At 38.2% G+C, this 12,262-nt stretch carries 10 protein-coding genes; all 10 read left to right on the plus strand.

Features of this window, described 5'->3' with window-relative positions:
• Positions 1 to 34 precede the first annotated feature (34 nt).
• The 10 genes from QKW49_RS16245 (at position 35) to QKW49_RS16290 (ending at position 12,238) form a co-directional block, all read left to right on the plus strand.
• Positions 35 to 1,711 (plus strand): hypothetical protein, encoded by a 1,677-nt coding sequence (locus QKW49_RS16245; RefSeq protein ID WP_282863712.1) that lies wholly within the window; start codon positions 35 to 37, stop codon positions 1,709 to 1,711.
• A gap of 24 nt (positions 1,712 to 1,735) precedes the next feature.
• Positions 1,736 to 3,286 (plus strand): S-layer homology domain-containing protein, encoded by a 1,551-nt coding sequence (locus tag QKW49_RS16250; protein WP_282863713.1) that lies wholly within the window; start codon positions 1,736 to 1,738, stop codon positions 3,284 to 3,286.
• A gap of 405 nt (positions 3,287 to 3,691) precedes the next feature.
• The gene (locus QKW49_RS16255; RefSeq protein ID WP_282863714.1) at positions 3,692 to 5,020 is read left to right on the plus strand and encodes a transposase; all 1,329 of its coding nucleotides are present in this window, start codon (positions 3,692 to 3,694) and stop codon (positions 5,018 to 5,020) included.
• A 406-nt stretch (positions 5,021 to 5,426) separates the two neighbouring features.
• Positions 5,427 to 6,047, plus strand: coding sequence for a GerMN domain-containing protein (locus QKW49_RS16260; RefSeq protein ID WP_282863715.1), 621 nt, complete (start codon positions 5,427 to 5,429; stop codon positions 6,045 to 6,047).
• Between the two features lie 229 nt (positions 6,048 to 6,276).
• Positions 6,277 to 6,768, plus strand: a complete 492-nt coding sequence (locus QKW49_RS16265; RefSeq protein WP_282863716.1) for a ferritin family protein — start codon at positions 6,277 to 6,279, stop codon at positions 6,766 to 6,768.
• 130 nt (positions 6,769 to 6,898) lie between these two features.
• Entirely contained in the window at positions 6,899 to 7,057 is a 159-nt protein-coding gene (gene rd / locus QKW49_RS16270) for a rubredoxin (RefSeq protein ID WP_282863717.1), read from the plus strand.
• 113 nt (positions 7,058 to 7,170) lie between these two features.
• Entirely contained in the window at positions 7,171 to 8,370 is a 1,200-nt protein-coding gene (locus QKW49_RS16275) for an FprA family A-type flavoprotein (RefSeq protein ID WP_282863718.1), read from the plus strand.
• 449 nt (positions 8,371 to 8,819) lie between these two features.
• A complete protein-coding gene (locus QKW49_RS16280; RefSeq protein ID WP_282863719.1) occupies positions 8,820 to 10,634 on the plus strand; it encodes a heme NO-binding domain-containing protein in 1,815 nt (604 codons plus the stop codon).
• 347 nt (positions 10,635 to 10,981) lie between these two features.
• Entirely contained in the window at positions 10,982 to 11,266 is a 285-nt protein-coding gene (locus QKW49_RS16285) for a hypothetical protein (protein WP_282863720.1), read from the plus strand.
• Between the two features lie 156 nt (positions 11,267 to 11,422).
• Complete coding sequence (locus QKW49_RS16290; RefSeq protein ID WP_282863721.1) at positions 11,423 to 12,238, plus strand: cyanophycinase; 816 nt, start codon at positions 11,423 to 11,425, stop codon at positions 12,236 to 12,238.
• Positions 12,239 to 12,262 lie beyond the last annotated feature (24 nt).

The following is a 12,262-nucleotide window of genomic DNA, read 5'->3' on the forward strand; positions in this document are numbered from 1 at the left end:
GGATATACTTGAGGACGAATAAAGAGGTGTTTGTATGAAAAGATCATTGATAAAAATCACGTGTTTAACGATAACAGTATTGTTTGTCATATACAGCTTAGTTACCACTTTCGCATATGCCGACCAGCTAGCACCCTATAGGACAGGCAGCATAGAAGGATTTATAACCAATATCGGTGAAGGCAGGGTAGAAATTGAGGAATATGATGGTACGGTTCATGCATTATCGTTGGACAATGGCGCTACTTTTTCCATTGACAGGCGATCTGCCGTATTTACGGATTTTAAGATCGGGATGGAGATATATGCAAGCTTAAAAGGGAGAAGTATATCTTATATGGAGAGTTATTCCACCGAAGTGACGGGTTATATTCCGGAAGGTGGGAAAATACGGATAGGGATTATTAAAAAAATAGATCGGGATCAGATTGTTTTACGTTTGTCTATAGGGAAGGATGAAACGTACTTTACATCTCCGGCAACAATTGCTTTGAAAAACGGAAGTACCGTGCCATTGAATGTGTTATATGAAGGAGACCGTGTAAAACTATTTTTTGATGAAATCAATTCAAATACCATTAGCCGTATGGAAATTGAAGGGGATAGCATCAAAATTAAAGATATATACCGGGGGGAGTTGGTATCAAGTGATACGATAGGAAATGCGATTACATTTACCGGGATTGAAGTTTTCAAAAATGGGGAATGGGAATCGCTAAGCAGTGCAAAAACCTTTAAGTATTCATCGCAAACCCCTGCATATATGGGTGGGTATAAATTATCCACCGATAAATTAAAGCATTATAAAGGCAAAAAGGCTTATATTGCAGTAATGGATTTCTTTGGAAGAGATCAGATAGAAAAAATGGTTATAAAAAGCCAATATGAAACGGTGTATTCCGACCAGATTGAAGATATTAACTGGTATAGTGAAGTTTTTGAATTAGGAAATCATAAAAACATCACATTTAATGATGGCACTATTATCATTAAAAGCGGACGTTTGGTAGATAAGTACTCCATTTACTCCGGTTCCGACGCATTTTTTATTGGAGACGGTCGTGGAAGTGACATGATGGCGGATGTCATTTATGTACATAATGAAGACATCAATAACTCCAATATCGGACAGGACTATATATATGAAGGAAGATTGGATGAAATTGTTTCGGATAGAGTTGTTTTAAAAGATTTTGCTGTGCTGGATAAGAATGAATGGGAATCTTTTGATGAAGATAAAGAACTATATTACGATAACGATGTAACTATATATGATTTAGAAGCAGGAAAACAAATTACTCCTAAAGAATTCTATTCCGGAGACTATGCAGTGGATGAAGACAGCAGCTATGCGGATGACTATGACTTAAAAGATTGGTATGCTTATGTATATACAGACGGGGATAGAATCTCCAGTATTATGCTCCAGAAAAACAGAAATTCATTACTACAGCAAAGAGTTACTAACGGGACGATAGAATCCATTGAAGAACATTCGCTTGTGGGTTGGAAACTAGGAGTAAGAAATGCAAAAGACTGGAGTACGAGAAAAGAGCAATGGATGGCAAAGGATGTATCATTAAGCATACTGTTATCGAAAGCAATGATTGTAAAGAGTGGAAAGATGATTACACCCGAAGAGATGAAGGTCGGTGACAGATTATACATGGTGAGGGATGATACCGAAGCTAAAGTAGTTATTGTAAAATAAGTGTTTAAAGGGGATGGGATTATTTTGAAAAAAGTCACAGCGTTTATCGTCATCTTGAGCTGCATCATGAGTACAGCAACAGTATGGGCAACCCCAACCGGGTTCTCGGGTGGAGTAAACAACGAATATCAGTATGAGGAAATTGTATTTATTTCAGGAGAACCGATTAAATTTGTAGGGGAAATCGATATACGCGAAAGCGAAAGAAAGGATACAAAGACCATAACATATAAAATCAGCAATTTAAAGCCGGAGGATACGAGCATTTCCGGAGATCTAGACAGAACACTGACTGTTGTTACGGAATATGCAGAACGGACCGATAAGGGCCAGACAATAGCAGATACCAGTATAACCAGATATACTGAGACCATCCAGATCGGCAATGATAGATATGTATTGTCGGATATGCAGTTTTCGAAGTCTGATGTAATAGACAATAGACCGGCTGCGGATTTTTATTCAGGAACTATAAAAGCCAGAAAATATTATACGATTAATCGTGATGAAGGAAGTGTCATTGTCGACATTTCCGGTGGTGACGTTGGATATCAGAACTTCTGGGGAAACACTGAGACGCAAGTATTGGATTACAATATCATTTATGACAGGCAGATGGAAGTAGAAGGTGAAGATGGAGAGGGAGACAGTACGCAGAGTATATCATGGCAAGGTGCCGTGAAGGTTCAGAACTCCGATAGTACTACAAAAGTATTATCCTATGCTGAAAATGAGGCGAATTTCTCAAGTTTTAACGGAGGATATATGAGAGTAACAAAAGGAGAAATGGTCTCCAAGTATGATTACGACCTTCCCAGAATGGATACCTCCGAAACAGGATATGCTGTTACCAGTGCTAAAACCGCATTGCCTCACGCAACAAGAAGGCTAAAGGATGATATACAATTATCAAAGACAATGGTGCCCAAAGTCGAAAGGCTTGTTGTACCCAAGTTTAGGGATACCGGCGGGCATTGGGCGCAGGGATATATCGAAAGATTGTATTCATTGGATGTATTTGACGGGAGCTCACAGTTCTTCACGCCGGAAGTTGCCATGACAAGACAAGAATTCACAAAGGGTGTTATTAAAGCGTGCGATATCCGGCCTACATTAGTAGAAAAGAAGACTTCAAGCAGACGGCGTAATCAGCCTCCTGAAGAATCATTGTTCAATGATGTAGATGTAGAGGATTCGGATTATGAATATATTAAGCAAGCTGTTGAAAAAGGAATCATTACCGGTACATCGAATGGGTTCTTCAGTCCCGGAGACCCGTTGACAAGAGCCCAAGCCATTACAATCTTGATTAGGGCATTGGGATTTGAAAATAAAGCTCCGACTCCCGGGTATTATACTTCGTTTAGTGATGACCGCAAAATACCTGAATGGGCAAAAGATTGCATATATGTTGCCTCAGAGTTTGGCCTTGTAACCGGTGATGAATATAACAACATAAATCCTAACAAAGTAATGACACGAGCGGAAGCTTCAGCGATGCTTGTTCGCTTTCTAGAGTTCCTGGAAGGAGACCTTCAAACAGATTACAGAGAAAATATCATTTATTTTAACTGATATTTTATTGAGAAAAGTTTAGAGATGACCGGTTTATTGAATGTAGTCCGGTTTAACATAAATATCCAATTGTGTCATGAACATTTGACGGTTCACAGACGTACATATTTATATTAGTCTGATGAACCGCAATTTTTTGTTTATCTTTCGGAACATTTTTTATTGTCTTGCATGGAAAAAATAAAATCATCAAGATCGCCCTTTTCATTTTCAGAAGTTTTTTCTGCACTATTCATATTTTTCTTATTTTTATCTTCCATAGTTTCACCCCCTAAAAATATATTTTGTTGGTGTTCAGCAAAGCTGAACCCCTTGATTCAACTTGATTTTATCAACTGGAAACAATTTTCTTCACCTCACAGCCCTCAAACCTGCTAAAATAGAGAATATTTTAGAAAGGGGCTGATGTCATTGCTTCCACCAAACCAGAGTCACCTGGCTTATAAACTTAATTTATTTCTATCTGTCAGTGAGACTGACAGCATTGCTAAGATAATATCAAAGATTGATCTATCTCGTGTTTATGACTTCTGTTTACATTTTTATTCACAAAATCCTGCAGGACGTATTGCACTTTATCGCCCTCAAGATGCTTTAAGGTCTTTACTTGTGATGTACCTTGCTGGCTTTACATCCATTAATAAATGGGTCAAAGAACTTAGGGATACACCAAGATATGCTTATCTATCAGGTTTCTCTCCTGACAAGACGCCCTCTAAGGCTTATTTCTCTTGGTTTATCTCTAATCTTTTCGGCGATGAAAACGTTGAAGATGTCATGCTTCAAGGTTCTCTAATCCGTAAAATATTTGAATTGTTATTTGTCAAAGAATCTATCGAATTAGGAATCATTGATCCCCATGATAAAGTAATCTTTGACGGCTGCAAGGTAAAATCTTTTTGCAAACAAAAGTATGTTCCTGAAAAATATTGTAGATGCTATGCCAGTAATATAAAACCCTTTAAATGCTCTATGTGTACTGACTCCGAAGCCACAAAAGGTTATGATCATAATCTTGATGAATATCTAATGGGATACGGTCTGCATTTTGCAACAACTCCTATGATAGATAATCCATCTAAATGCCTACCACTAACATTCTTCGTCGAAGGTGCTGATGTCCACGATGTTAGAATGACACCACATCTAATAATGCATCTTTATCACAACTTGAAAGTTGACTTTCATTATGTCATTGCTGATTCGGGATACGACGCTTATTATGTTTACTGGTGGATTAGTTTACTAGGCGGTAAGCCTATTATTGCAATTAATCCAAGAAATTCTCAAACTCCAACACCTACTAATGAGTTTGGTTTGCCTGTTTGTGCTGCTGGTCATACATTTTACTATTGGGGTATTGATAAGAAAAAAAGACGACTAAAATGGCGGTGTCCAAGAAAAGCTTCTAAAAAATTGGCTGAAAAACTAAAGTGTGATCATCCATGTTGTGATTCTGGCTATGGCAAGACAGTCTATACTCACATTGAAGATGATATTCGTTGGTTTACCCAAGTTCCCAGAGGCTCACAACTCTGGAAAGACATCTATTCAAGAAGAGCACGTATAGAATCCGTTATTGGAGATATTGTACTCAACAACGGTCTTAAATCTCCATTATTTAGGGGTACCAAGAACTTCTTCGTGAGAACTGCCTTAGTTTGCATGCTCCAACATGCAAAAGCCATAGCCATAACCCTTGAGAATAAAGAATACCATAAGACTGCTGCATAAACTACAGGAAAAATATTCTTACTATTCTCTTGCATAGGGAATCTCCGACCATTTTTAGATACCAAATTATTCCTATCATCCATTCTTTAAATTTTCAAAGTACACATGAACATAGTTTATTGCTATAACCTAAAACTTTAACATTCTATACCATTTTGTTGTTATTTACTGAACATCTACATATATTTTACATGTCATTGAGTAAACATAACAGCAAATAAATGTTAAGAAAACATTAAATATTGTATGCTATATTTATATAGTATATGTGTATTTTTTTATTTCGTTACTAAATACCCATTTTAGGCGAGTTCGTAGTCCTCTGCCCACTAACAAACTAGTCATATCTTTTTTTCAACACGCATAAAATAAGCTAGGAACAAATTTGAAAGGTGGGCATCCGTTTATGAAAAAATTCATGTGCATATTCCTTGCGCTACTGCTAATGACAGCAGTATTATCTTCATGTTCCTTCAAACCTTTTAAGAAAGATTCAAAAGAGACTTCAAACGCACAGATAAAAGAAGAGGTTCAACCAACCAGCAGTGTTATGATGACAGAAGACCAGTTAAAAAAAGAAGGGGATAAAGTTGTACTTACATTGTATTTTGCAAACGATAACGCTACAAAGCTTGTGGTAGAAAAAAGGTTTATAGTAAAAAGTACTGTAAAAGACATGAATGACATGGCAAAAGCAGCCATGAAGGAATTATTTCAAGGTCCTATCAGCGGGAACCTTACCAGTCCGTTTCCCAAAGGTGTAAAAGTGCCAACGGTAAAGATTGAAAAAGACATAGCAGTTGTTGACCTGTCAAAAGAATTTGTTGAAAAACATCCGGGCGGTTCGACAGGTGAGACCATGACAGTGTATGCTATAGTAAATACACTTACAGGTATTCAAGGCATCAATATGGTCCAATTTACCGTAGAAGGAAAGACAGTACCGGAATTTAAAGGACATTTGGATTTCAGTAAGCCGTTTAAACCAAATACGGAGCTTGTCTCACAAGAAAAACCAGAGAAGTAAATATGTAACATATACAAAAACAAATTGAAACAGGATCATAAAGTTAAGTTTATGACTAAGCATATCCAATAATCATAAGCTTAGCTTTTTTTTCATTAAAAGTTTGTTTTGAATCAATAAAATGTGGTATATTAATTATAGTTAAGTTCGATAGCTTAGCATATCCGTCAGATTACAATACAAGCTTTGAGCTTCGGACTCCAAGTACATAAGGAATGGAGGCATTACGATGATAGTACAAGGTAATTTCAGTAATCTAGAGATACTAAAGATAGCAATATCAATGGAAGAGGAAGGCATAGAATTTTACAGTAACGGTGCCAAGCATACCACCGGCAAGCTAAAAGATTTTTTATTGCATGCGGCGGGGCAGGAAAGGGCACACAAAGAGCAGTTTTCCAAGCTGTATAACGATTTGATTAAAGACAGAAAAAGTATAGAGGATGATTACTTATTCGAGCCTGATGTAGTGGCATATCTGAAATCACTGGTAGAAAATCAGGTGTTCCGTAAGTCTCCGAAACCTGAAGATGCCTTCAAAGACTTAAAAGTTGCCGCAGCTCATGCAGTGAAGGCAGAAGAAACCACTGTTGAATTGTACACAAAGATGTATAACGGCGCAAAATATGATGAGATAAAAAAGATATTGTCGGTACTTATCGAAGAGGAAAAGGCACATGTTAAATATTTCAAACAGCTGCTGGAGGAAGCAAGCAAATAACGTAGGTTATATTTCCCGGGAAAGGGAATATTATTTATAATCAAACATATATTCATTGTCGTTTAAAGTTTATATTTTTTAAAACGCTTTGAATGGTAAAACGATGAATTAAAATGAAAGGAGAATACATATGGACAAATATGAATGCACAGCATGCGGTTATGTTTATGACCCGGAAGTAGGAGATCCTGATGGAGGTATCGCACCAGGAACAGCTTTTGAAGATATCCCGGATGAATGGGTATGCCCGATGTGCGGTCTTGGCAAAGACGCATTTGAAAAGATCTGACAAATAGTGGGGAGTGGGGAGTAAACAATGGGGTTTGGCCCATGTACACCTCACTCCCCTTCCACTATATACTATTCATTATTAATTATTCACTAATAACAGGAGGTACACAGATGTCTGCTATAAAGATAAAAGAGGGTATATATTCGGTCGGTGTGCAAAATCCCAACCTTAGAATATTTGACATTATAATGAAAACAGAATATGGAACATCATACAATGCTTATCTGGTAAAAGGGGAGAAAACAGCACTCATTGAGACGGTACATACAACGTTTTTTGATGAGTACCTGGATAATATCAGAAGTGTTATAGATATCGCTGAGATCGATTACATCATATTAAACCATACTGAGCCGGACCATTCGGGTGCGCTGAAGTATCTATTGAGGGAAAATCCAAAGATCAAAGTAATCACGTCGATGGCAGGGAATAAATATATTAAAGCTATCGTAAACCATGAATTTGATCAGCAAATCGTCAAAGATGGAGATGTGATCGACCTTGGAGGCAAGACCCTAAAGTTTATGATCGCTCCTTTCCTGCATTGGCCCGATTCAATGTTTACTTATGTGGAAGAAGACAGTACGCTTTTCCCGTGTGACTTTTTAGGATGCCATTACTGTGAGCCTAGAATGTTTGACAATAAGATTATCTATCGTAAAAATTTTGAAGACGCATTTAAATATTATTATGATGTAATCTTTGGTCCTTTTAAAGAGTACGTGATCAAAGGGTTGGACAAGATCCAAGATATAAAGGTAGATGTAGTATGCCCGAGCCATGGACCCATCCTATTAGAAAGTATAGAAAATGCTATGAAGCTCTATCGGGAGTGGAGCAGCGATATCTTTGAGAAGAATGATGCCAAGAAAATATTGATTACCTATGTTTCTGCTTACGGATGCACCCGCAGAATGGCGGAAGAATTGGAGAAGGCTATTAAGGATACGGGAAACTTTGAAGTAGAGATGATTAATATCATATATAGTGACTTGATGGAAATAAGAGAAAAAATGGATAAGGCAGATGCGCTGCTGTTTGGATCGCCTACCATCAATAGAGATGCTGTCAAACCTATATGGGATGTATTATCCGTAGTGGAAGCCATTAGAAACAAAGGAAAGCTGTGCGGTGTGTTCGGTTCTTATGGCTGGAGCGGCGAATCCATAAAAATGATGGAAGAAAGAGTAAAGAGTCTAAAGCTTAATCTTTTTGGGGAAGGCCAGAAAGCAAACTTTGTTCCTTCGCAAGAAGAATTGAAAAAGATATATGATTATGGTGTTGCTTTCGCAAAAGCTCTGATGGAGTAAGCACCAAAAAACAAATATTTCTAAGACATAGAGCAACGCATGTATGTAGAGAACGGTCCGGGAATGCTGATAAAGTGCTTCATCGGTCAGTCGCAAAGCATGGGGACGGAGCTTCAGCTTCACCAAAACCAGGTGCAGCAGTAGCTCCGTCCCCATGCTTCACTCCTTCTATGTGCTAAATTAGATTTTTTCAAATCCTCCTACATAGAGGAAATCGGACATGGGGACTGGTCTGCAGTCAGGCCTGGTTTTTGGCCGGACTGCGGCCCTGTCCCCGTGTCAGATTTCCGACCAATTAAGCACTTTTTCACATCCTCCTATAGGATCCGGTAAAAAACATATAGAAAATTATAGCAAACAATGATAGAATAATACTATCGAAATTAGTCGATTTTTGCACATTGATTTTTGCATTTCATTGTTCTCAACATATGATAGGGGGTTAATGTATGAAGGGCACCGTTGTATCATTGTGGATTAAAACATTTAGAAATATTTATGGTGAAGAAAAAACAAACAAGGCTATGGAAAGTATAGGCTGGCAGGTTGACAGGGTTATTACCCCATTGGAAGATATACAGGATCAAGAAGTCACCCGGTTTTTTGAAGAAATTTCTAAAAATACCGGAAAAGATATATCCATCATACTTAGAGAGCTGGGGCGGCATAATATAGCTTCTTTCAAAAAATGGTTCCCATCCTACTTTGAGAGAAAGAGCCTTAAAGGATTTATTACTTTAATGGACGATGTGCATGCACAGCTTACAAAAAAAATTCCCGGGTTGAAGCCTCCGCGGCTGTTGGTTAAGGAACTTTCTCCCACAGAGATTGAATTAAAGTATGTATCCAGAAGAGGACTTTTTGATTATTGTATCGGTCTCTTGGAGGGAAGCGCAGAATTATTTAAGGAAAAGCTCGAATGGAACGAGCTGGAGCGTGGAAAAACACCTGAAGGTGAGAGCTTTATGAATATGAGGGTGAAATTCGAAAAGCAGGATAGTGTAGTTAAAAACCATAAGGTCAATAAAATCCTATCTTTAGGTTTTATTAAGAGCATCCCGCTGAAGATCTCCGTTTATACTTCCGTCATATTTGCACTGGCTTATATTCTGCCCAACGTAACAAATAATCTGTTGAATGGACTGATCTATACAGGTATAGTATTTGCGGCAACGCTAATAATATCCATCACAAGCCTCCGGCCCATGAAGGATTTTAAAGAGGAATTGGACAGGCTTGGCCGGCTTGATTTTTCAAATATGTCGGATATTCGTACCGGCGATGAGATGGAAGGTTTTGCGGCGCAATTTAATACCCTTAAGGAGAATGTGCGTAAGGACTTCTTGTTTTTAAAAGGCGGTACCGATGATATGCACCGCTTTACTCAGGATTTCGGTGAAATAGCAACTAAAATGAAGGACTTGTCCGACAGTATTTCCGCTGCAGTGCAAGAAGTAGCGTATGGTGCGGTACATCAAGCGGAAGAAACCGAAAAATCCGTATATCAATTAAATGGTAATGTAGGCAGTCTTAATAATATCGCAAAGAGTGAGATCCATGAAAAGGAGCAGCTTGAAAAGTCGATAGAGACCATTACAAAATCCCATGCGGATATTGAAAGAGTTACCGGAATGATTGTAGGTGTGAAGGATAATTTCTTTAAGGTCAACCAGCGGGCCGAAGAACTATCGCAAAAGGCAAAAGAGATTATGACTATCGTGACCACTGTTGCTTCTATTGCGGAGCAAACCAATCTTCTTGCGTTAAATGCGGCAATTGAAGCTGCGCGGGCAGGAGAAATGGGGCGAGGCTTTGCCGTTGTTGCGGAAGAGATCCGTAAGCTGGCTGAAAATTCGAAAGATGCGGTGAAAATTATTAATGACAACTTACTTAAATTTACCGGAGAAATCGATGAGGTTGTGGATGAAATCAACAGCCAGTTTGAGCAGTTGGAAGATAGTAATCGAACATTGGTACAGGTTGCCGAGGAAAATATGTCTTCAACAGAGCGTGTAACCCATGTGGCACAGCAAATCGCAAGATTAGTAGAAGAATTATCATCAGAAACCAACCAGATTACTAATGTATTTGAAAGCATTAATTCTTTAGCGGCCATAGCAGAAGAAAATTCCGCATCATCTCAAGAAATGAGCGCAACCGTTACCGAATACTCCGAAAAGATCAAAGACCTGATGGCGTACATCCAACAGTTAGACCAGTTAACACAAGATTTCAAAGTCGAATTAAGAAAATACACGATATAGTGGGGAGTGGGGAGTGAGGAGAAAATAAAAACTTCACACAATGCACTCCCTGCCGGCATGTTGCCGTTTGATCAAAGAGGAAATCAGACTGGGGGACTGGTCTGCTGTCAGGCCTGGTTTTTGGCCGAACTGCGGCCCTGGGCCCCGCCCTTGTCTGATTTTTGACCAATTAAGCGCTTTTTGAGTAATTATGTACCTTCAAATATAATAATGTATAAAAAAATAAAATATAGAATAATTAAAACAAAAACACTCATAATATTTATGAGTGTTTTTGTTTTAATCTGTTTTGAGGTATGTACGCGGCTTAGTGATTGGCTACTACCCAATATTTGAGGTGAAGTTTTGTGGAGCGTATAGACAATGACCAAAACTTTGACCGCATAGAACACAATGGAGGAAGGACATATATCATTTTAGGATATGTATTTGCAGCGCTATCCCTAATTTTCCAGCCCATCGTTTTTGGAATACTTGGGGTAATCATGGGTGTCGTTGCAAACAGAAAAGGCTCAAAAGGAACATTGGTTATTATTCTTAGTGTTGTGTTAGCACTTTCAGGAATGATTATTAATGCCCTCATAATGGCATTTTTTAAAACCTTTTTGGGAGTAATGACAATAATTTATTGACAGTTAGGTATTCCGAGATGTATAAGTTGTTAATTTTTTATCTTGAGCTATAAGATATTGAATAATGTATATCTCAATGGAAAAAATACCTATATGAAAAATCCGGTTATCGTTTGATAGAATGAGAATTTCAGTTTTGCTAACAAGGAGTAATATATGGGAGATAAAGTGCGGGGTAATCTTATTATCATAGGAGGCGCAGAAGATAAAAAAAATAAATGTACGATTTTAAAAAAAGTAGCAGAAATCGCAGGAGGAGAAAAGGCGAATTTGGTAGTGCTTACCACTGCTACCCAGCTTCCGCAGGAAGTAGGTCAGCAGTATAGGGAAGTATTTGCAATGCTTGGTGTAAAAGATATTACGGTATTAAATATAAATTCCAGAGAAGACGCAAACCAATTAAATAATGTACAAGTCATCAATCATGCAACTGCCATTTTTTTTACCGGTGGGGACCAGTTGAGAATCAGTAGTATTCTAGGAGGTTCGCTTGTGAATCAGGCATTACATGATGCATATCAGCGAGGTGTGCTTATTGTGGGTACAAGTGCCGGGGCTTCGGTCATGAGCAGTACCATGATTGTAGAAGGGATGGATAATGAGGCTGCAAGAAAATGTACACTTAAGATGGCTCCGGGGTTGGGGCTATTGGAAGAAGCGATTATAGATCAGCACTTTGACCAGAGGGGACGGATTGGCCGCTTGTTATGCGGCATTGCACAAAATCCGTATATGCTGGGAATCGGAATAGATGAGGATACAGCCATCAGGGTGTTTCCAGAGGATTATTTTGAAGTGATTGGAAGTAATGCAGTAACTATAGTGGATGGAAGAACTATAAAAAGTACCAATGTTTCGGAAGCAAATCCGGATGAACTATTGGCACTTTCCAATGTAACCTTGCATGTTATTCCGCAGGGATATGAATTTGATATGAAAAATCGCATTGTTAGTCAATGTGATCGGAAATAATGAATTTTACAACCTCAAAATATA

It is taken from the genome of Petroclostridium sp. X23, assembly GCF_030013905.1.
GTDB lineage: Bacteria > Bacillota > Clostridia > SK-Y3 > SK-Y3 > X23.

Bases quoted from the DNA above. Each gene is read 5' to 3' on its own strand.
- QKW49_RS16265 (WP_282863716.1), top strand. From the start codon at position 6,277: ATGATAGTACAAGGTAATTTCAGTAATCTAGAGATACTAAAGATAGCA.
- QKW49_RS16275 (WP_282863718.1), top strand. From the start codon at position 7,171: ATGTCTGCTATAAAGATAAAAGAGGGTATATATTCGGTCGGTGTGCAA.
- QKW49_RS16290 (WP_282863721.1), top strand. From the start codon at position 11,423: ATGGGAGATAAAGTGCGGGGTAATCTTATTATCATAGGAGGCGCAGAA.
- QKW49_RS16245 (WP_282863712.1), top strand. From the start codon at position 35: ATGAAAAGATCATTGATAAAAATCACGTGTTTAACGATAACAGTATTG.
- QKW49_RS16280 (WP_282863719.1), top strand. From the start codon at position 8,820: ATGAAGGGCACCGTTGTATCATTGTGGATTAAAACATTTAGAAATATT.
- QKW49_RS16255 (WP_282863714.1), top strand. From the start codon at position 3,692: ATGTCATTGCTTCCACCAAACCAGAGTCACCTGGCTTATAAACTTAAT.
- rd (WP_282863717.1), top strand. From the start codon at position 6,899: ATGGACAAATATGAATGCACAGCATGCGGTTATGTTTATGACCCGGAA.
- QKW49_RS16260 (WP_282863715.1), top strand. From the start codon at position 5,427: ATGAAAAAATTCATGTGCATATTCCTTGCGCTACTGCTAATGACAGCA.